At 52.5% G+C, this 20,014-nt stretch carries 19 protein-coding genes; 6 read left to right on the plus strand and 13 right to left on the minus strand.

Translation table 11 applies throughout. The annotated features are described in order from the left end of the window. The first annotated feature begins 112 nt into the window (after positions 1–112). Positions 113–709: a hypothetical protein gene (locus SFA31_RS12330; protein ID WP_322838236.1), complete on the plus strand. Its 597-nt coding sequence runs from the start codon at positions 113–115 to the stop codon at positions 707–709. A 422-nt stretch (positions 710–1,131) separates the two neighbouring features. Here the strand turns inward: SFA31_RS12330 and glnQ are convergent, their stop codons facing one another. The 5 genes from glnQ to rhtA all read right to left on the minus strand — a co-directional run bounded on the left by glnQ (position 1,132) and on the right by rhtA (position 5,304). Next, positions 1,132–1,854, minus strand: coding sequence for a glutamine ABC transporter ATP-binding protein GlnQ (glnQ, locus tag SFA31_RS12335; protein WP_322838237.1), 723 nt, complete (start codon positions 1,852–1,854; stop codon positions 1,132–1,134). After that, complete coding sequence (gene glnP, locus SFA31_RS12340) at positions 1,851–2,510, minus strand: glutamine ABC transporter permease GlnP (protein WP_322838238.1); 660 nt, start codon at positions 2,508–2,510, stop codon at positions 1,851–1,853. Before glnP ends, glnQ begins: the two co-directional genes overlap by 4 nt. 60 nt (positions 2,511–2,570) lie before the next feature. Then, positions 2,571–3,317: a glutamine ABC transporter substrate-binding protein GlnH gene (gene glnH / locus SFA31_RS12345; RefSeq protein WP_322838239.1), complete on the minus strand. Its 747-nt coding sequence runs from the start codon at positions 3,315–3,317 to the stop codon at positions 2,571–2,573. 334 nt (positions 3,318–3,651) lie between these two features. After that, positions 3,652–4,155, minus strand: a complete 504-nt coding sequence (gene dps, locus SFA31_RS12350) for a DNA starvation/stationary phase protection protein Dps (protein WP_322838240.1) — start codon at positions 4,153–4,155, stop codon at positions 3,652–3,654. A 261-nt stretch (positions 4,156–4,416) separates the two neighbouring features. After that, complete coding sequence (gene rhtA / locus SFA31_RS12355) at positions 4,417–5,304, minus strand: threonine/homoserine exporter RhtA (RefSeq protein ID WP_322838241.1); 888 nt, start codon at positions 5,302–5,304, stop codon at positions 4,417–4,419. 361 nt (positions 5,305–5,665) lie between these two features. Between rhtA and ompX the strand changes: the two genes are divergently transcribed. Further along, a complete protein-coding gene (ompX, locus tag SFA31_RS12360; protein ID WP_322838242.1) occupies positions 5,666–6,178 on the plus strand; it encodes an outer membrane protein OmpX in 513 nt (170 codons plus the stop codon). A gap of 245 nt (positions 6,179–6,423) precedes the next feature. On the opposite strand, the gene mntS is transcribed toward ompX, so the two are convergent. After that, positions 6,424–6,552 (minus strand): manganase accumulation protein MntS, encoded by a 129-nt coding sequence (mntS, locus tag SFA31_RS12365; protein ID WP_322838243.1) that lies wholly within the window; start codon positions 6,550–6,552, stop codon positions 6,424–6,426. A 162-nt stretch (positions 6,553–6,714) separates the two neighbouring features. Between mntS and mntR the strand changes: the two genes are divergently transcribed. Further along, the gene (mntR, locus tag SFA31_RS12370) at positions 6,715–7,191 is read left to right on the plus strand and encodes a manganese-binding transcriptional regulator MntR (protein WP_322838244.1); all 477 of its coding nucleotides are present in this window, start codon (positions 6,715–6,717) and stop codon (positions 7,189–7,191) included. Between the two features lie 661 nt (positions 7,192–7,852). On the opposite strand, the gene ldtB is transcribed toward mntR, so the two are convergent. Continuing rightward, entirely contained in the window at positions 7,853–8,767 is a 915-nt protein-coding gene (gene ldtB, locus SFA31_RS12375) for a L,D-transpeptidase (RefSeq protein WP_322838245.1), read from the minus strand. Between the two features lie 224 nt (positions 8,768–8,991). Between ldtB and SFA31_RS12380 the strand changes: the two genes are divergently transcribed. Beyond that, positions 8,992–10,587, plus strand: coding sequence for an ABC-F family ATPase (locus SFA31_RS12380; RefSeq protein WP_322838246.1), 1,596 nt, complete (start codon positions 8,992–8,994; stop codon positions 10,585–10,587). A gap of 564 nt (positions 10,588–11,151) precedes the next feature. Here SFA31_RS12380 and moeB read toward each other — a convergent pair. After that, positions 11,152–11,922 carry a molybdopterin-synthase adenylyltransferase MoeB gene (moeB, locus tag SFA31_RS12385; RefSeq protein ID WP_322838247.1) on the minus strand — a complete coding sequence of 257 codons (771 nt, stop codon included), beginning with the start codon at positions 11,920–11,922 and terminating at the stop codon, positions 11,152–11,154. A 1-nt stretch (position 11,923) separates the two neighbouring features. Beyond that, on the minus strand, positions 11,924–13,156 hold the full coding sequence (gene moeA / locus SFA31_RS12390; RefSeq protein ID WP_322838248.1) for a molybdopterin molybdotransferase MoeA: 1,233 nt from the start codon (positions 13,154–13,156) through the stop codon (positions 11,924–11,926). A 209-nt stretch (positions 13,157–13,365) separates the two neighbouring features. Between moeA and SFA31_RS12395 the strand changes: the two genes are divergently transcribed. Then, positions 13,366–14,271: an isoaspartyl peptidase/L-asparaginase gene (locus SFA31_RS12395; RefSeq protein WP_322838249.1), complete on the plus strand. Its 906-nt coding sequence runs from the start codon at positions 13,366–13,368 to the stop codon at positions 14,269–14,271. 77 nt (positions 14,272–14,348) lie between these two features. On the opposite strand, the gene rimO is transcribed toward SFA31_RS12395, so the two are convergent. From rimO to ybjG, 4 genes are all read right to left on the minus strand, one after another. Next, the gene (gene rimO / locus SFA31_RS12400; RefSeq protein ID WP_322838250.1) at positions 14,349–15,683 is read right to left on the minus strand and encodes a 30S ribosomal protein S12 methylthiotransferase RimO; all 1,335 of its coding nucleotides are present in this window, start codon (positions 15,681–15,683) and stop codon (positions 14,349–14,351) included. A gap of 335 nt (positions 15,684–16,018) precedes the next feature. After that, positions 16,019–16,645, minus strand: a complete 627-nt coding sequence (locus SFA31_RS12405; RefSeq protein ID WP_322839360.1) for a glutathione S-transferase family protein — start codon at positions 16,643–16,645, stop codon at positions 16,019–16,021. Positions 16,646–16,918: 273 nt separating this feature from the next. Then, complete coding sequence (deoR, locus tag SFA31_RS12410) at positions 16,919–17,677, minus strand: DNA-binding transcriptional repressor DeoR (RefSeq protein WP_322838251.1); 759 nt, start codon at positions 17,675–17,677, stop codon at positions 16,919–16,921. A gap of 62 nt (positions 17,678–17,739) precedes the next feature. Further along, positions 17,740–18,348 carry an undecaprenyl-diphosphate phosphatase gene (gene ybjG / locus SFA31_RS12415; protein WP_322838252.1) on the minus strand — a complete coding sequence of 203 codons (609 nt, stop codon included), beginning with the start codon at positions 18,346–18,348 and terminating at the stop codon, positions 17,740–17,742. Positions 18,349–18,727: 379 nt separating this feature from the next. On the opposite strand from ybjG, the gene SFA31_RS12420 reads away from it, so the two are divergent. Then, positions 18,728–19,954: an MFS transporter gene (locus SFA31_RS12420; RefSeq protein WP_322838253.1), complete on the plus strand. Its 1,227-nt coding sequence runs from the start codon at positions 18,728–18,730 to the stop codon at positions 19,952–19,954. The last annotated feature ends 60 nt before the right edge of the window (positions 19,955–20,014 follow it).

The raw sequence follows: 20,014 nt of genomic DNA on the forward strand, positions 1-20,014 counted from the left end.
ACGGATAAAGCATAAGAACTTACAAAGAACCTGTCAAACGTTCTTTTTATGTTTTTGTGTTCATTTTGTTTTTCCGAATGTATTCAATAGGATAGAAAGAAAGGAACGTTTCATGAGTAAAGAACTTGAACGTTCTTTTGTGAATGATGCAAAAGAACCTATCATTGAGAGAATTTTCAAGCTGGTTGAGCGTTATGGCTCCAGAGCAGAAGCGGCAGCTGCATGGGGGATAAACATTAATACCCTGCAAAATTATTACAAGCGAAGAGAGCAGGCACCTGTGCCTAGAGAAATGCTACTAAGGAAGATTGCGGAGCGCGAAGGGGTTAGCTTTCGCTGGTTGGTTCGCGGTGAAGGTGATACCCCAAAATTGAACACAAAGAACTCAGAAATTGAACGTGAAAACTCATTTGTGAACGATATTGATTTAAAGCTGCTAGCTCTGATTGGGACGCTATCATCAGATGAAAAGCAGGCTCTCTTTGAGGTTCTGGCCCGTAAAGGCATTGAAACAGCCCTTTATCTGCTTGACGAAGATAATATTAAGTTGTTGAAGATGGATCGTGTGGTGAAAGAGAAGATATTAGGCATTCAGCCTAGAACGCCAGAGGATATGGCTCATGATAACGCTGAGGCTAGAGAGTGTGGTGCCGATAATCCTGGCCAAGCGCTCCCCCAGAGCCTAGCATCCAGTAAGAAAGTAGGCTAAGTAATCATAGACTGCGCTTCGGTTAGATGTAGTTTCATAAGCTTATGCGTACATTGAGCCAGATCAACAGCTTAGCCACTTTGTAAAACTAAATTCAAAACGATTTAAACGCAGTTCAAACTCACACAAGTCAAAATCATTCGAGTATCAAATACCGTTCGAAAAAATCAGTTTTGAATCATTTTTTCTCGACGAGTATCAAACCCCAGATTTCGATCAATGCCGCGCCAGTCAAAGGTTGTCGGCTTGCTTGAGGTATGTCCGAGTAGTATCAAAATGATTCCTCCCCCACACGACGGGCTCAGACCGTGTGCGGCTGCGGAGGCCATTATGCGGTCCTGGGGTTCGCGCTATACGCGGGCTGCTTCGCGCCTGTAGCCAACGCGTGGCGCGGGCATTTGTTTGCAGCACGATGTTCTCCACTATGCTACGTGCATCAGGAACTCTCGCAGCCGCTGGCCGGGCGGTGATTCGAGCAGCGCGCGCGGCGGCCCGTCTTCAGCAATGCGTCCGTTATCAATAAATATCAGACGAGAGGCCACTTTTTCCGCAAAGCCGATTTCATGGGTGACGATAACCATGGTCATCCCTTCTTCCGCCAGCCCCTGCATAACGGTAAGCACTTCATGTCGTAGCTCAGGGTCGAGGGCCGAAGTGGGCTCATCAAAGAGCATCAGCTTTGGCTTTACCGCCAGGGCGCGGGCGATGGCGACGCGCTGCTGCTGGCCGCCGGAAAGTTCCGCCGGATAGTGATGCGCCCGCGCGCTTAGCCCGACTTTATCGAGTAATTGCTCAGCCAGGCGGCGCGCCTCTTTTTTACCGGTTTTACGCGCGCGCAGTGGGCCAAACATCACGTTTTCCAGCGCGGTTAAATGCGGAAACAGATAGAATTGCTGAAACACCATTCCCGCCTCGCGGCGGATCAGGCGTTCATCGAGCTGCGGGTCGTTTACACTCATGCCGTCAACCGTCAGCTCGCCTTCGGATATTGTTTCCAGTTTATTGATACAGCGTAATAGGGTGGATTTCCCGGATCCGGAGGGGCCGATAATAACGACCACTTCGCCCTGGGAAATATGCAGATTAATATTGTGCAGCACCTGAGTGGAGCCAAAGGCTTTGGAGACATTATTGAAATCAATCACAGGATTTTCATCCTTGTTTCAAGGCGACGTAAAACGAAGCTTAATATCAGCGTGATGAGCAAATAGATAACGGCGACCGCGCTCCAGATTTCCAGCGCGCGAAAATTACCCGCGATAATTTCCTGCCCCTGGCGCGTGAGTTCTGCGACGCCGATAACAATAAACAGTGACGTGTCTTTAATACTGATTATCCACTGATTGCCGAGCGGTGGCAGCATACGTCTTAGGGCCAGCGGTAGAATTACGTAGCGTATTGTTTCCCAGCGAGACAGCCCGAGAGCCAGCCCCGCCTCACGAAATCCGCTATGTATCGATAACACCGCGCCGCGGGTAATTTCGGCAATGTAGGCACCGGAGTTGATAGCGATAGTGGTGATAGCCGCTGTCAGCGGATCGATGCGCAGGCCGGGGAACGCCATCGGTAGAGCAAAATAGATAAACATTACCTGTACGACAATGGGCGTTCCGCGGATAATTTCGATAAACACCAGCGCGACATGGCTGCTGAACCAGCCGCCGAAGGCGCGGGCAAAGCCGGCAACTCCCCCGATTATCACACCGCCTGCCAGCCCCAATACCGAAATCCACAGCGTCATTTTGGCGCCTTCGAGCAGCAACGGAATCGCTGGCCAGATGGCGCTCCAGTCGAATTGCATAAGCGTAACCCCGGGTAAAAGTGAAACAAACCGCCGGAAAATACCGGCGGTGTATCGCGGTTATTGCGGATCTGTGCCGAACCATTTTTTATGCAACGCGTCGTAAGTGCCGTTGTCGCGCAGCGTTTTTAATGCACCATTCACTTTTTCGCGTAGCGCATCACTGCCTTTTGGGAACGCGATACCATACTGCTGTGCCTCCAGCGACTGACCTACGGCTTTAAACTGCCCGCGCCCGGCGGTTTTAATAAAGTAGAGAATATTAGGAGTATCGTGCAGTACTGCATCGGCGCGGCCGGTGCCCAGTTCCATATAGGCATTATCGATGTTAGGAAACTGATGTAGCGCTTTGCTTTTAACATGCGCTTTTGCGTAGTCGACCGAGCCGGTACCGCTTTTAACGGCCAGAACTTTCCCGTTCAGGTCGTCGATGCCATGAATTTCATTATTTTTAGCATTTACCATCACCATCAGGCCGCTTTTATAATAACCGTCGGAGAAATCGACGGCTTTTTTACGCTCGTCGGTAATGGTAATTCCCGCCAGCGCCAGATCGACATTTTTGGTCTGCAGTGCGGGAATAATGCCGCTAAAATCCATCGGCTTTAAGGTGTAATCCAGCTTCAGTTGTTTGGCGATAGCCGCCCATAGCTCGATGTCGAAACCGACATACTGGCCATTTTGTTTAAATTCGAAGGGAACGAAGGCCGTATCCGTGGCAACGGTGAGTTTTTCGTTGGCGCCGTACGCAGTCAGTGCGAAGCCTAGTGCGAGCGCGGTCAGTGCGGTTTTCAACGTCGCTTTCATGGGGTTGGTTTCCTTCCTGTCGGAAATAAAATCTGGGCTATGTCTTAATGCCACCCGTGGCGGCGCCGTCTGTACCTTAAGGGCGGCCGGCTAGGATGGCCTCATGTAGTGAGCGACCGTGGCTTACGTCATGCTATTGCGTTTTATACGCAGCACAGCGGTCTCTATCTTGTGTAGCCCAGGTTTCTGGAAAGTGATAACGCATCACAGAGATAGTGTGACACGGATGCGACAAATGGAGTGCGGCGGGGGAAGTGGATAACGCCTAAGAACGGATTGTAACGATATCAGGAGAGGAAAAGACATCCCCCCGCTCACGGGGGGATAAAGCGAATTATTCAATATTCGCTTCGATAAACCACAAGAATTTATCCAGATCGCGTGAGGCTGCAGTAAAGATATCGGCAGTATCTTCGTCTTTCGCTTCGGTGATGGCTTTACGCACATCATTTGCCACGACGGAATAGCGATCGGCGAGCGCTTTCAAATGATCCTGGACGGAATGGATATCCAGCGGGTAACTTGGCAGTGCCGTTTTGTTGTTAATCACCTGCGTGGTGCCCAGCGCAACGCCGCCAAGCTGAACGGCGCGTTCGGCTATAGTATCCAAATGCGCGGTTAGTGCGGTACGAAAGCCGTCAAGCATTTCATGAACGGCAATAAAGTTAGCACCGCGCATATTCCAGTGGGCCTGCTTGGTGATCAAAGATAAATCGATGAACTGAATAAGTTGGCGATTCAGTAGTTCAATCGTCTCTTTCTTTTCACTTTCCGCAACGTCATTACGGGTATACAGCAGTTCAGAAGATTTTGTTTTCACCAGCTTAGCGGTACTCATAGTTTCATATCCTCTTGATGTTAATGTCCTGCTAACTTTTCGCGAATAAGTATAGCACCGCATAACAAAGTTGCCGCTTAGGGTCTTACCTATCGGTCAAATAGAAAGAAACAAATTAGATTAATTTTTTGTAAAACAAAGAGATGCTTGTGTTTTCAACGAATAAGATACAGCGCAGTGCATAGATGAGTGTTAAAAATCATCTGGCGAGTCTCAACTCGCCGCATCTGAATAATTATTAAAATAATTTAAATTATATCATCAGGATATATCGACTTTTTTAATTCGCGCTTTGCGTTTTACAGTGAGCGTGGAGCCAACTGAAGCGGTGATAATCGCCAGTAGGCCGAGAGTTTGGGGCAACGTTAAACGTTCACCTAAAAAAAGCATGCCGGACAGCGCCGCCACGCCGGGTTCCATGCTCATCAACGTGCCAAATGTGCGCGTTGGCAGGCGGGTTAGTGCAATCATTTCCAATGAGTAAGGCAGGGCCGTAGAGAGGATGGCGATGGCAAACCCCAGCGGTAATACGGACCAGTGCCATAACCCTTCTGCAGCGTGCCACGCGCCCAGCGGCACAAATACCAGCGCGGCGATAACGGAACCCAATGCAACCGTGGCCGCGCCGTGTTCCTCGCCCGCCCGCTGGCCGGACAAAATATAAACGGCCCAGCACGCGCCGGCGAGAAGCGCCCACGTGGCACCCGTCAGGTCGATATGGCCCATGCCGGCGCGCAGGGGTAATAAAAATGCCAGACCGCAGGTGGCGAGGGCGATCCACACTAGATCAACCAAGCGACGGGATGAAAATAACGCGACGCAGAGTGGCCCGGTGAATTCCAGCGCTACGGCGACGCCAAGCGGAATGCGGCTCAGCGACAGATAAAAGAAATAGTTCATACCGCCCAGTGCAAGGCCGTATAACAGCAGCGGCACGCGCTGCTCAGGGCGAAAGCGCAGGCGCCAGGGTTTGAACACGGTCGCCAGAATCAGGGTTCCCAGCAATAAACGCAGGGCGGTAACGCCGGGAGCGCCTGTCACTGCGAACAGTGATTTCGCAAGCGAAGCGCCGCTCTGAATAGAGGTCATTGCCACAAGGAGAAGTAATACGGGCACCCAGGCCGGCGCTTTAGATGAATGTACTGACATGAAACATCCCATTATGAAAATTGAAGGCGGCTGAAAAATACGGAGAAGTCTAAAGGATTAGCGAAGGCTGGTTGAGCATTTGTTGAAAAAAAGCGGTAATTCAGACGTTACTATTGTGGCGATTAAGAAGTTCCCTGATAAAAATGAATTTAGGACTATTCTGTATATTTGCCTGCTGAAATGGGGTTCATAATGACCATCCGCCTGCAAGTTTATGTGTCTTGTGATAAAGGATGGTCAATTCTGGAAATGTTCTGTTACAGGAAATGGCGCCTTAGACAACGCAAATTCCGCAGAGTTTCTTAAATTTATTTGATATATTTAACGCTTAGGACTTACTTGAAGCACATTTGAGGTGGTTATGAAAAAAATTGCATGTCTTTCAGCTCTGGCCTGTGTTCTGGCCGTTTCTGCCGGTTCCGCTTTCGCTGGTGATGCTACCGTTTCCGGTGGTTATGCCCAAAGCGATATGCAGGGTATTGCTAACAAAGCTAACGGTTTCAACCTGAAATATCGCTATGAGTTTGACGGCGAACCGCTGGGTGTAATCGGCTCCTTTACCTACACCGAAAAAAATCGTACTACCGGTGAAGGCGTTTACAACAAAGGTCAGTACTATGGCTTTACCGCTGGCCCTGCTTATCGTCTGACCGACTGGGCAAGCATCTACGGCGTAATCGGTTTTGGCGTGGGTAAATTCCAGCAGACCGATTATCCGAACAAATCTGATACCAGCGACGTTGGCGTTGCCTACGGTGCCGGTGTTCAGTTCAACCCGATGGAAAATGTTGCTTTGGACTTCTCTTATGAGCAGAGCCGCATTCGCAGCGTAGACGTTGGCACCTGGATTGCCGGCGTTGGTTATCGCTTCTAATTTTTCCGTTTAAGGTAAAAATGAAATCCGCCTTTAGGGGCGGATTTTTTTGTCTTGCGCAGGAAGAACCAGGGGTAAAAAACGGGCGCGGCGTTTAATTAGCATCACTAAGGTTAGGGAGCTTCAAAGAACCTGGTTGGGGGAAACCAGAAATAAAACGCTTACGGTGCGAAAACTATCTTTATGGCAGGCAGAGGGCGGGAAGGTTAGGGCAAAAGGAATCGCACGAGGTATTGCCTCGCGCGTTAGCGGTCAGATTTATCTTCAGTGCGGCGTTTCGGCCGGGCTTTTTCACAGAGTATATCCAGCAGCATTAAGCGGATCCGTAAAGGAGAGCGAGTTAGCATAGTTATATACCTCTTCATTTCATTCATTCTCAGACACCTTATAGCGCCCGCTGGCGTCCATTCGTTTGCCTGTAATATATACAGGTATAGCACAGGCTATGTTTGTTAGCTATGGCTATTTCTCCTTTTTTTGTAGAACCAGGCAAGTGGTTTACAATGGCCCACAAAATAATACCGGGAGATCCAGGCATGAATTCACGTGCAGGTAACAGGCGCCGAAGCGGAAAAGCGACAACACTGGTGAACGTTGAAGAGCACGTTGAAGGGTTTCGTCAGGTCAGAGAGGCACATCGTCGGGAACTCATTGATGATTACGTCGAGCTTATTGATGATTTGATTCGCGAGCAGGGTGAGGCCCGGCAGGTTGATATGGCCGCCCGGCTCGGAGTTTCGCAGCCAACGGTAGCAAAAATGCTCAAACGGCTTGCCACGCTGGGCGTGATTGAACAAATTCCCTGGCGCGGGGTTTTTTTAACCCCGGAAGGCGCAGCGCTCGCGCAAGCCAGCCGGGAACGGCATCAAATAGTAGAGAGTTTTCTGCTGGCACTAGGCGTTCCTGCAGATATTGCCCGCCGTGACGCTGAGGGTATGGAGCACCACGTCAGCGAAGAGACACTGGCACGATTCAGGGCGTTTTGCGCGGAGCCGGGAGACAGCGCGTCCTGACAGGCGCTGTGGTTTTTTTCACGCTGACATCAAACCGTACGCCGGAGCAGCCAGCAATAACAATCCGCCTTTATTGAGGGCGGCCAGATTTCACCCGCCGGGAGCTTATTCAGCGCTTAAATCAAGTCTTTGTTCAGATGTTAAACGTAAATGCGAAGGCAGCGGGCCACGGCCAAAACCCAATGGCAAGAAGGTCTAATGTGCACTTACTTGTAATCTTCTGTTCCTCCATGGTTTTCAATATGTTAATCGGCCACGGACTATGTGGCATTAGCAATGCCATTGCATGCGAGAAGTTTTTGGCAACCCGCTCATATTTAATTTCCCTGTCAGCTACGTGGACAACGAAAAGGGCTTTGACATGGGTAGGTTTTTACCGGCAGAGCCAAAACCAGCTTGATAACTACGTGCACAGGACGCGGGCTTTAGTTAGAAATAAAAATCCGTCTTCATAGAAGGCGGCATTGCTTTGACGCCCCAGTGGGGCATACCAAATTCCTTAAAAAAGTCTCTGCCAGTCTTGTGAGATTTAAATCCCAAAACAATAAGGCAGAGCCAAAACCTGTTGATGACAACGCTCACAGAACGCAGATTTTAGTTACAAATAAAAAGGGAGCCTTATGGAGGCTCCCTTATTGTTCTGATAGTCAATTAAACAGCATTAATTCAAACGGACCGGCATTCCCGAGCGGCTTTCAATGGCCTGAGAGACCACATCTTGATCTACATCATCGCTGCTGGTTATCGCTTTAACGCTGTCATTTAGCGTTACCGGCACAGCTTCATGCCCTTTAAATTGCGCTTCCGTCGTTGACAGCGGGTTATGGACTTCAATATAGCGCGTGCCGTCCGCTTCCGTTGTGGCCTTCACCGGCTCATCAATGAACTGAACGCGCGTCCCGACGGGAACGTTCTCAAACAAGAATTTAATGTCTTCATTACGCAGGCGCACGCAGCCGTGGCTAACGCGCAGGCCAATGCCGAAGTTAGCGTTGGTCCCATGAATAGCGTACAGGCGCCCGATATATAGCGCATACAGACCCATAGGATTATCAGGGCCGGCAGGGACCACCGCCGGGAGGCGCTCACCGCGCTCAGCGTACTCCGCGTGCATTTTCGCCGTAGGCGTCCAGGTGGGATTTGCCCGTTTACGTTCGACTTTTGTCGTCCAACTAATAGGAGTATCTTTCCCCAGCTCGCCGATACCGATAGGCAGTACAATCACCGTATTACTGTCTTTCGGATAATAGTAAAGCCGCATCTCTGCGCTATTTATCACAATGCCTTCGTGCGGCGTATCCGGCAGGATAAGCTGCTGAGGAATATTCAGAATTGTTCCCGGTTTCGGCAAGTATGGATCGACGCCGGGGTTGGCTTCCATCATATTGGAAAGCCCCATTTGATATTTAGCCGCGTAGTATTCCAGCGGCTGCTTACTGCCTTCTTCGATAGTAATAACCTGGTTTTGCCCCACCAGGCGACTGCTGTCGCTGGGAAGTGGATAAGTCACAGCAGAGGCGGTTTTACAAAAACCAATAACGGAAAAGGCTGCCAGTAAAAGCGTACGTAATTTCATAGTTGGGTCGCGCACTTGTTATATGCCATGGAGGCCGTTTGTTAAAAATCTGATAATCATGCTGGAGCGCATTATAGGTGCAATCCGGACAACAGTGAATTCGGATGTGGCTTAAATCTTAACTTTCTCTATTTCAAGTGTAGGACTTTTTACAGGGGAAGCGATCTGCCGCCGCACTTATGGCATAATGAGCGGTTTCGCACATCAATAACCGGGGTAGTTCTTTGTTAGTTTCCAGCAATGTCACCATGCAGTTCGGCAGCAAGCCGCTGTTTGAAAATATATCCGTTAAATTCGGCGACGGTAATCGCTATGGGCTTATCGGCGCTAACGGCTGCGGTAAGTCGACGCTAATGAAAATCCTTGGCGGCGATCTTCAGCCGAGCGCGGGAAATGTCTCTTACGACCCTAATGAGCGGATCGGCAAACTGCGTCAGGATCAGTTTGCTTTTGAACAGTACTCGGTTCTGGATACGGTCATTATGGGGCACACTGAGCTCTGGGATGTGAAGCAGGAACGCGATCGCATCTATGCATTGCCGGAAATGAGTGAAGAAGATGGCTATAAAGTCGCCGATCTTGAGGTGCTGTATGGCGAGATGGACGGTTACTCCGCCGAATCGCGCGCGGGCGAGTTGCTCCTTGGCGTGGGTATTCCGCTGGAACAGCACTATGGGCCGATGAGCGACGTAGCGCCGGGCTGGAAACTGCGCGTCCTGCTGGCACAGGCGCTGTTTTCTAATCCGGATATCCTGCTGCTCGACGAACCTACCAACAACCTGGATATTGATACTATTCGCTGGCTGGAGCAGGTGCTGAACGAGCGTGACAGTACCATGATTATCATTTCGCACGATCGGCATTTCCTGAATATGGTATGCACGCACATGGCGGATCTCGATTACGGTGAACTGCGGCTCTATCCCGGCAACTACGATGAATATATGACGGCCGCGACTCAGGCCCGCGAACGGCTGCTGGCGGATAATGCGAAGAAGAAAGCGCAAATTGCCGAACTGCAGGCGTTTGTCAGCCGCTTTAGCGCTAATGCCTCCAAGTCGCGCCAGGCGACATCGCGCGCGCGCCAAATAGACAAAATCAAACTGGATGAGGTGATGGCCTCCAGCCGTCAGAATCCATTTATTCGCTTTGAGCAGGAAAAGAAACTGTTCCGCAACGCGCTGGAAGTCGAAGCGTTAAGTAAGGGATTTGGCGAAGCGCCGCTGTTCAGCGGGGTTGGAATGCTGCTGGAAGTAGGTGAGAAACTTGCGGTATTGGGTACCAATGGGGTCGGTAAAACCACGTTTCTCAAGACGCTGCTCGGCGAATTAACGCCGGACAGCGGCAGCGTAAAATGGTCGGAAAACACCCGCATCGGATATTACGCCCAGGATCATGCGGCAGAATTCGATTCTCCGCTTAATGTGTTCGACTGGATGAGCCAGTGGAAACAGGAAGGCGATGACGAACAGGCGGTGCGCAGCGTACTGGGGCGCCTGCTGTTCGGTCAGGAAGATATCAAGAAACCGGTCAAGGTACTCTCCGGCGGCGAAAAAGGGCGCATGCTGTTTGGTAAGTTGATGATGGAACGTCCGAATATCCTGATTATGGACGAGCCGACCAACCACCTGGACATGGAATCTATTGAATCCCTGAACTCGGCGCTGGAACTCTACCAGGGGACGCTGATATTTGTTTCGCATGACCGGGCTTTTGTTAGCTCTCTGGCGACGCGGGTACTGGAAATCACGCCGCAGGGCGTCACTGATTTTGGCGGCGGTTATGAAGATTATCTGCGCAGCAAAGGCGTTGAGTCCTGAGTTAATTTGACCTCCTGTACCTGACTACATGCCGTCAGTTAGGCCCCGGTGACTTAACGCTGAACGCGTATTGGACGGGATAGAAAGCACCGCACGGTTGCATCGTCGGTGCTTTTTTTCTTAATAGGTGAGTTATGCTGAATTTTATGTGATTTTTTCAAATGGTTAGACCTGTTTCACCTTGCGTCCGGCCGCATATCAACAACCAGAACCCTGGCGCTTCAGCCATAAAAATTCGCCGGCAGGAAGCCGGCTGCGGATAGCCCGTCACGCCTGATACTCTTAATTATGCGGTATTACTTTACCCGGAGCGGCTTTGCCCGTCCTGAAAGCCCCTGAAATAGATTGCTGAAAGTGTAAAGATCGGCCGCCGCTTTTCATAATATTTTCCATCCAGCAACAGCCAGGCACTGCCATCAGGCTTACAAATCACGCCTTCGTATTATGATTTCTTATCAATAATAGTACGTCGGGAATAAATAGAAACGCGCCCGAAGGCGCGGTTTATAGACAAATTTAGCGGGGTATACCGCTGAGATAACGCGATGCGATTGGCCTAATCCACTAGCGCATAGCTTCAGCATTATCGCCGCACACCGGGCACTGAAGATTGCGCGGTAGCGCCATTTCTCGGAACTGGCCCGTCATCGCATCAACCAGTAAAATTTTCCCGGCAAGAGGTTTTCCATAATCGGTGAGGACTTTAATCGCTTCCATTGCCTGCATTGCGCCAATCATACCCACTAGCGGAGCCATGACGCCAGCCTCGACGCAGGTTAATGCATTTTCACCAAACAGGCGGCTTAAACACTGATAGCAGGGTGCGTTCGGCTGCCAGGTAAACACTGAAATTTGGCCTTCCATGCGGATTGCGGCGCCGGATACCAGTGCAACGCGCGCGCGGTGGCAGGCGCGATTAAGCTGCAGCCGAATTGCCACATTGTCGGTGCAGTCCAGCACGATGTGATGATGATTAACCTGCTGCTGCAGCTCATCGTCGTCCAGCGCGCTGTCCAACGTTGAAAGCGAAACGTGAGGATTAATGCGCGCCAGCGCATCGCGGGCGGAATCGACTTTCAGGCGCCCGATATCCGCATCGTGATGTAATATTTGGCGCTGCAGATTAGACAGCGCGACGGTGTCAAAATCAAGCAGCGTCATATGACCGATTCCCGCCGCGGCCAGGTACTGGGCTGCGGCGCAGCCTAAGCCACCCAACCCGACTACCAGCACGCGCGCCCCTTTTAAACGCTCCTGGCCGTCGAAATCAAATCCGCGCAGCACGATTTGGCGGTTGTAACGCAGCATCTCAGCGTCGCTGAGTTCAATGTCCACGCTAGCCTCCGAATAAGTGATTAAACAATTCAACGTCGACCCATTCCCCGGCGGCGACGTTACCGCGCTCGCGCTCCAGCACAATGAAGCAATTGCCCTGGCTAAAGGAACTGAAAATGTGTGAGCCCTGATGCCCGGTGCTCACGACCTCTGGCTGGCCGTCAGCGCCGGTGCGCAGTATTCCGCGCTGAAAATCGAGGCGGCCGGAGGTCTTTTTCAGGTTTTGCGCACAGCGGACTTTCATGCGCGGGCCCAGGCCGCTGCCCGCGCAGCCGCTGAGTTTCGTTAGCAGCGGCTGCACCAGTTGATAAAACGTTGCCGCGGCGGAGACCGGGTTGCCAGGCAGCCCGCAAAACCAACTCTGCGCCAGGCGGCCAAAGGCAAAGGGTTTACCTGGCTTAATCGCCAGTTTCCAAAAGCTTATCTCGCCCAGTTCATCCAGGATTTGTTTTGTGAAGTCCGCTTCACCGACGGAGACGCCGCCGGAGCTTATCACGACGTCGGCTTCGCTATCTGCGCGACGGAAGGTTTCACGCAGGGCAGTGGGATCGTCGCGAACAATCCCAAGGTTTATTACCTCACAGCCAAGCTGTTCCAGCATGATATGCACTGCCAGACGATTAGTATCATAAATTTGCCCTGCGCCCAGCGGCTGGCCGGGTAACTGCAGCTCATCGCCGGTTGAAAATACGGCGACGCGAGGTTTGCGTACTACCGAAATATCGGCGATGCCGAGCGATGCCAGTAAGGGGAGCTCTGCGGCGCTAAGCCGACACCCGGCGTTCAGTACGGAATTGCCTTTACCAATATCTTCCCCACGGCGACGAATGTTTTGACCGGTCTGTACCCCAGCGACCAGACGAATACCGCCGTCTACCTCTTCGGTTTCTTCTTGCATAACCACCGCGTCGCATCCTTCAGGAATTGGCGCACCGGTCATAATCCGCACGCAGGAACCCGCGGGCCAGTTGCCCCAAAATGGCTGGCCCGCAAAGGCCTTACCGGCGATGCTCAGCGTAACATTCGGAGCCACATCCGCGCAGCGCACGGCATATCCATCCATAGCGGAATTATCGAATCCCGGCACGTCAAGCGGTGAGATAACCGCCTGTGCGGTAACGCGCCCAAACGCCTGTAATAGCGGGATGGTTTCGTTATCGGTGATGGGGGTTAATTGGGCGAGCATTTGTTCCAGCGCGGCATCGAGGGGCAGCAATCCGGCGGCAAAGTTCATGAATAGCTCCTGCGCAGAGATCTAACAGTGGAAACCGCTATTATGGCAGAGAATAGGGCGCGGCTGAACGGGTACTCAATAGATAGCGTCGATTAGCCCTAAGCCAGAGATGCTTTACAAAGAAAAAGTACATTCCTATAGTCATTACGGTGAAAGTATAATCATCTTAATGATATCTATAGAAAAACCTTTAATCAGGTGGTGGTATTATGGCAAGAGCGGCGATCGTTATTCACGGCGGCGCAGGGGCGATTTCGCGCGAGCATATGAGCGTGCAGCAAGAGCGCGACTATATTCAAACGCTGTCGGACATCGCCGAGGCCGGGCAGCGCCTGTTAGCGCAAGAGGGCTGTGCGCTGGATGCGGTGACGGAAGCCGTGCGTCTGCTGGAAGAATCTTCGCTTTTTCATGCCGGCGCTGGCACGGGTGATCCCCAGGCAGAACTTTCTGCGCGGGAGTCGTGCATAATGGATGGTAATACGCTGCGAGCCGGCGCTGTTGCCAATATTTATCGCCTGCGCAATCCGGTGCTGGCGGCGCGCCTGGCACTGGAGCACAGCCCTCATCTGCTGTTGACGGGCCAGGGCGCGGAACAATTTGCCGCACACTTGGGCACGCCTGTGACAGCGTCGTCGTCCATGTCCACGCCTGAAGGTCTGGCGGTGCCAGCGCTGAGCGCAGTGGGCGCGGTCGCGCTGGATATGCAGGGCAATTTGGCCGCCGCCTCTTCTGCAGGCAGCGTCGCTTTCGGGGCGTCGGGCAGGGGGGGCGATGCCGCACTGATTGGCGCAGGCTGTTACGCCAATAATGCAAACGCCGCGATAGTCTGTACCGGGGCCGGCGACTGGTTTATTCGCACGCTCGCCGCTTATGATATTACGGCACTGATGGAATATCGGGGGTTGAGTCTCCAGCAGGCGACAGAGCGCGTCATCATGGAAAAAATACCGGCGCTGGGCGGCAGCGGCGGTTTAATCGCTATAGACTGCCAGGGTAATATTGCAATGCCGTTTAATTGCGCAGGGATGTATCGCGCCATGGCATACGTGGGTGATGCGCCAAGCGTCGGTATTTATGCGCAGGAGCCAGGCAGCGGCGAAGCAGTAGAGCTATAACGTTGAGGTGCCAGCCTGACGTGAGTTCTGATAACGTACTATGGCCATCTCCCGGCTGAGAGACGGCCGCCGTAGTGTTATACCCGGCTTGCCCAGAGATCGTACTCGTCGGCGTTTTCAACTTTCACGCGCAGTATATCGCCGGGTGCCAGCGACGTCTCGCCGTTAAGATAAACTACGCCGTCGATTTCCGGTGCGTCGGCCATACTGCGGCCAATGGCGCCTTCGTCATCAACCTCGTCGATAATCACCATAATCTCGCGCCCGATCTTTTGCTGCAGACGGTCGCTGGAGATCTGCTGTTGAAGCTGCATAAAGCGATTCCAGCGTTCTTCTTTTACCTCTTCCGGCACCTGATCTGGCAGCGCGTTCGCGGCGGCGCCTTCAATCGGGCTATATTTGAAACAGCCGACTCTGTCGAGCTGCGCTTCGCGCAGAAAATCCAGCAGCATCTGGAAATCCTCTTCGGTTTCGCCAGGGAATCCGACAATAAACGTCGAACGCAGGGTTAGCTCAGGGCAGATTTCACGCCAGCGTTTGATGCGCTCCAGCGTACGCTCTACCGCGCCAGGGCGCTTCATTTGTTTGAGAATACGCGGGCTGGCGTGCTGGAGCGGAATATCCAAATAGGGCAAGACTTTACCTTCGGCCATGAGCGGAATAACGTCGTCTACGTGCGGATAGGGATAGACATAGTGCAGACGCGTCCAGACACCGAGACGAGACAGTTGCTCGCACAAACTAACCATACTGGTTTTAACCGGCTCGCCGTTGTAAAAGCCGGTGCGGTGCTTCACATCCACGCCGTACGCCGAGGTATCTTGAGAAATCACCAGCAGCTCTTTAACCCCAGAATCCGCCAGGCGTTTGGCCTCGGAAAGTACATCTCCGATAGGGCGGCTGTCCAGATCGCCCCGCATCGACGGAATAATGCAAAACGTGCAGCGGTGATTGCAGCCTTCGGAAATTTTAAGATAAGCGTAATGGCGCGGAGTTAATTTGACACCCTGCGCCGGCACCAGGCTGAGGTAAGGGTTATGCCGGGGTTTTGGCACGTAATGATGCACGTGTTCCAGCACCTGTTCATAGCTGTGAGGGCCAGTAATTTCCAGTACCTTTGGATGCACTTCGCGGATTGCGTCTTCTTTCGCACCAAGACAGCCGGTTACGATGACTTTGCCGTTCTCACTGAGCGCTTCGCCGATGGCTTCCAGCGATTCCTGTACCGCGCTATCAATAAATCCGCAGGTGTTAACAATCACCATATCGGCATTATCGTAACTGGGCACGACGTCATAACCCTCAGTGCGTAACTCAGTCAGGATACGTTCAGAATCGACTAGGTTTTTCGGGCAGCCAAGGGAAACGAAGCCAATTTTTGGCGGCGTAGATAGCGTTTTGGTTTGGGACATAGCGACATTTACTCACATTGCATCAATGGGGGCGGATTTTAATGGCATTGCGCGACGATTGACACCGCTATTGTCTTTATTGGTGAAAAAATATCCGAAATAGACCGGCGTGCGCAAACTTTGCGTTTTGCCCGGGCCGGTGGGTATTTCAAACATGAAGCAAAATGCGCGGAGCGGCCACGCCTGCGGCCAAAATCAACCGTTTTCGGCTGTCTAAAGCCGCGCCGGGTGTGAGGATGGCAGGTGCGAATAGACGCAGTACCGGTACTTTGGCTGCAGCTTTTTATAATGCATAAAGCCCCGGCGCGACCGTCCGGGTCATATTCAGTAGGTCGCTAACTGAGTGGGATCATCACTATTTTTTTAAACGCCGGACGTGCGGTAAGTTGCTGGTACCAGCGCTGCAAATGCGGGCGCGGGGTCCACGCTATTTCTAAATTCAGTAGCGCATAGGCAACGGGGCCAAAAGCAATATCTGCGATGCCACATGTTTCTCCGCTCAGCCAGAGCTGCTGTGCCAGGCCATTATCTACGATACCAAACGCAGCGTCGCAGGTTTGAGTGCAGCGCTCGATGAGTGCCGGGTCGCGCCGCTCGGGCGGTGTACGCATCAGGCTAAGATAAACGCCGCGAAACGGTTCTCCCTGTAATCCCAGCGTCCAGTCCATCCACTTTTCAGCCTGCGCCCGCGCGGTGGCATCACTCAGCCACAGCGTGGCTTGCCCATACTGCGCGCTCAGATAGCGCACGATAGTGTTGGACTCCCACAGGGTTAAATCACTACCGTCGTCGCGCAGACAGGGGATTAAACCATTAGGATTCATCGCCAGGTAGTCGGCGTCCTGATTGCCGCCATACTGCCCGCCGAGCGCGACTGAGCGATACGGCAGCTCCAGCTCTTCAAGGCACCACAGCACTTTTTTCACATTCGTTGAATTATTTCTACCCCAAACGACGATAATGGTTACTCCTCTCCTGCTTTTGCGCGGACGGCACTGATAAGGGCCGGGATTATTATTTTTAGCACAGGTTCAGGATGCAGATGAAAAAATGAGCGACTAATGGGGCGTAGAGACGCCAGAATTACGCTACGTTACCCGCGATCTGTTTCTTCAGCGCGCCTGCAAAGGCAGGCCGGTATTTTCGCAGCGGCCAGCCGGTCATAATAGCCGCTGGAGGGGACCGGCGCGCGCGCGTCGGCTGTGAGGTTGTTTATCTCTTTCAAGGCGCAGGGGTTAATACCGCAACGCGACATTGCTCAGGCGCGCAGTCTGGATGATATCCGCCGGCGGTGCGGCATTACTGATTAGCAGGTTAAATGATGCCAGCGGCCCCATGCATACCGGACGCACCTGCCCGAATTTGCTGCTATCGATAACCAGCACGCGTCGCTGAGCCATTTTGAGCGCCCACTGCTTTACCGGCAGCTCATTAAGATTAAAGCAGCTTGCTCCCTGCTGCGCATGCACGCCTGCGGCGGAAAGAAACGCAATATCGGGGCAAAGGTTCCCCAGCGTTTCCTGAAAACTTAGCGGCTGAAATACGGCGTTATTGGCATGAAATTCGCCGCCGCACAAAATAACTCGGCACGCGGGTTTTTCCCTGAGGGCTAAAAACGTATTCAGCGAATAACATACGCCAGTGAACGGCAGCGCGTCGTCCAGCGCTTCAATCACCAGCGGGGTCGTGGTTCCGCAATCAAAAAAAAGCGTTTGATGTGGTTCGACGATTGCCGCCGCCAGTCGTGCGGCGCATCGCTTTTCATGCACATGGCGCTGTTGCTGATCGCTCAGGAGGTAATGGGGACTGGCGCTTCGCGTGAGCACGATATAACCGCCGAGAAGTGATAACGGCGCGCGCTGGCCGTGCAGATCCCGGCGGATGGTCATTTCAGAAACCCCGAGCAGCGCGGCGGCCTCTTTGAGATGCAGCCTATCGCTCTGGCGCAGAGCCTGCATCAGCTTATCTGCCCGCATTTCCCGACGAGTTACCATAGATAACGCGCCTCGGTTCGCTGGTTTATACAATAACGGATAGCGTACCGCCCGGATTAGGGTTAGTCACGCACCCAGCCCTTACGGATGGGCATCGCGAAGCAAAAGCGATAGATTTTTGAGAGCGCCTGATGCAGCGCTTTTCCCCAGTGGTGCCAGAGCATTTGAGTGGCAAGACAGCCGCACATAGCGGTCAGTAACCCGCCGACCATATCCAGCGGCCAGTGCACGCCGAGGTAGACGCGGGACCAGGCTATGGAAAGCGCGGTAATTAACAGGAGCACGCCGGACCATACCCGATACCAGCATAAAAATGCCAGCGCAAAAGTAAAACTGCTGGTACCGTGATCGCTTGGAAAAGAGTTATCCGGCGCGTGCGCGAGAAACCGGTGGCCAATGCCTTCTGCAAACGGGCGCGCGTGTGGGAAAAGTGCACCCAGTAGCCAGGAAATGGCAAGGCTTATCAGCAGCGCCATCGCCGTTTTAATCACCGTATGACGACAGGCATCAACTTCGCGTTCCGGCCCCCAAAACCAAAGCGCGACGACCAGCGTCGGCATAATATAAATCAGATCCCGGGCAATAAATAATGCGCTATTAATCAGCCATTCAGGCGAGGCGGGGGTGGCGTTGATAAGCAAAAACCAAATGCGATTCAGGCTTTCTAACATGTCACAGCTTTTCCTTTCTTAGATATAAACGCAGCCGCAGTTTAAATGGCCTGCGCTATTGTCGCTTGGTGAAGACATTAGCCTGCGGTAATACACAGTCTCGTACTACATTTTTTCTTTCTTTTCAGATAACTCCGACGATGTTTCCTGATAAATCCAGGGATATCGCAGCTGGCATGGGGCGAAGAGTCATTACTCTGAGGGCCACAATAGCGAATGGTTCCCGAGTTTTATCTCTTATGCGCGCAAATGCGCAAAAATCACGCGGACAAAGGCCCTGAGCGTTACACTAACGAGACAAAGGCGGCATGATATTTCGCTATGTCCTTTCAGGCAATTTCTTTACACTCTGCGCGTTCTTTTCTTATTGAGTTTTTACATGCAAACCGTTTCTGCAAAACCGCTGGGTCGCCGAGCGCTATTATTCCCTCTCTGCCTGGTGCTGTATGAATTTTCTACATATATCGGCAATGACATGATTCAGCCGGGAATGTTGACCGTGGTCGATCAATTCCAGGCTGGTGAAGAGTGGGTACCGACCTCAATGACCGCTTATTTGGCGGGGGGTATGTTTTTACAGTGGCTACTGGGGCCGCTTTCCGATCGCATAGGGCGGCGTCCCGTGATGCTGGCGGGGGTTATATGGTTTATCGTAACCTGCCTTGCTATCTTATTGGCACAAAACATTGAGCAATTTACTGCGCTGCGGTTCTTACAGGGGGTGAGCCTGTGCTTTATCGGTGCCGTTGGCTATGCGGCGATACAGGAATCGTTTGAAGAAGCGATATGCATCAAAATTACCGCACTAATGGCGAATGTGGCGCTCATCGCGCCGCTATTAGGGCCATTAGTGGGCGCCGGTTGGGTGCACGTCGCGCCGTGGCAAAGCATGTTTGTGCTGTTTGCGATGCTGGCGCTCATTTCTCTGGGTGGCCTGTGGCGCGCTATGCCAGAAACTGCAACGCGCATTGGTGAAAAATTATCACTGAAACAGTTAGGGCATGACTATTTAGCCGTGCTGAAAAACGGGCGCTTTGTGGCAGGCGCGCTGGCAACGGGCTTTGCCAGTCTGCCGCTACTGGCCTGGATAGCCCAGTCACCGGTCATTATTATCCGCGGTGAGCAGTTGAGCAGTTATCAATATGGCCTGCTGCAAGTGCCCGTCTTCGGCGCACTGATTGCCGGCAACCTTACCCTGGCGCGTCTGACCTCACGTCGCTCAGTGCGGGCATTAATCATTCTGGGCGGCTGGCCGATTATTCTGGGGCTCGCACTGGCCGCGCTGGCAACATTAGTATCTGCCCATGCCTGGCTGTGGATGACCGCCGGGCTGAGTCTCTATGCGTTTGGTATTGGCATTTCGAATGCGGGGCTGGTGCGTTTGACGCTGTTCGCCAGTGAAATGAGTAAAGGGACAGTTTCCGCTGCGATGGGCATGCTGCAAATGGCTATTTACACGGCGGGTATTGAGATAAGTAAGCACGCCTGGCAACAGGGCGGCAACGGGCTATTCAGCCTGTTCAATCTGGCCGGCGGCGCGCTGTGGCTAATTCTCGTGGCGCTCTTTTTACGAGACAGACGCACAGGCGGCAAACTGCAGCCTTAGCGGTATATCAGAAAAGGCGCTTACCGATTAAGCGCCTTTTTCACTGCTTTTTAGTCTATT

It is taken from the genome of Erwinia sp. HR93, assembly GCF_034555055.1.
GTDB classification, from domain to species: Bacteria; Pseudomonadota; Gammaproteobacteria; order Enterobacterales; family Enterobacteriaceae; genus Apirhabdus; species Apirhabdus apintestini.

Excerpts from the sequence above, each read along its gene's own strand:
- SFA31_RS12330 (WP_322838236.1), top strand. The coding sequence starts at position 113 with ATGAGTAAAGAACTTGAACGTTCTTTTGTGAATGATGCAAAAGAACCT.
- glnP (WP_322838238.1), bottom strand. The coding sequence starts at position 2,510 with ATGCAATTCGACTGGAGCGCCATCTGGCCAGCGATTCCGTTGCTGCTC.
- glnH (WP_322838239.1), bottom strand. The coding sequence starts at position 3,317 with ATGAAAGCGACGTTGAAAACCGCACTGACCGCGCTCGCACTAGGCTTC.
- dps (WP_322838240.1), bottom strand. The coding sequence starts at position 4,155 with ATGAGTACCGCTAAGCTGGTGAAAACAAAATCTTCTGAACTGCTGTAT.
- rhtA (WP_322838241.1), bottom strand. The coding sequence starts at position 5,304 with ATGTCAGTACATTCATCTAAAGCGCCGGCCTGGGTGCCCGTATTACTT.
- ompX (WP_322838242.1), top strand. The coding sequence starts at position 5,666 with ATGAAAAAAATTGCATGTCTTTCAGCTCTGGCCTGTGTTCTGGCCGTT.
- mntS (WP_322838243.1), bottom strand. The coding sequence starts at position 6,552 with ATGAATGAAATGAAGAGGTATATAACTATGCTAACTCGCTCTCCTTTA.
- mntR (WP_322838244.1), top strand. The coding sequence starts at position 6,715 with ATGAATTCACGTGCAGGTAACAGGCGCCGAAGCGGAAAAGCGACAACA.
- ldtB (WP_322838245.1), bottom strand. The coding sequence starts at position 8,767 with ATGAAATTACGTACGCTTTTACTGGCAGCCTTTTCCGTTATTGGTTTT.
- moeA (WP_322838248.1), bottom strand. The coding sequence starts at position 13,156 with ATGAACTTTGCCGCCGGATTGCTGCCCCTCGATGCCGCGCTGGAACAA.
- SFA31_RS12395 (WP_322838249.1), top strand. The coding sequence starts at position 13,366 with ATGGCAAGAGCGGCGATCGTTATTCACGGCGGCGCAGGGGCGATTTCG.
- rimO (WP_322838250.1), bottom strand. The coding sequence starts at position 15,683 with ATGTCCCAAACCAAAACGCTATCTACGCCGCCAAAAATTGGCTTCGTT.
- deoR (WP_322838251.1), bottom strand. The coding sequence starts at position 17,677 with ATGGTAACTCGTCGGGAAATGCGGGCAGATAAGCTGATGCAGGCTCTG.
- ybjG (WP_322838252.1), bottom strand. The coding sequence starts at position 18,348 with ATGTTAGAAAGCCTGAATCGCATTTGGTTTTTGCTTATCAACGCCACC.
- SFA31_RS12420 (WP_322838253.1), top strand. The coding sequence starts at position 18,728 with ATGCAAACCGTTTCTGCAAAACCGCTGGGTCGCCGAGCGCTATTATTC.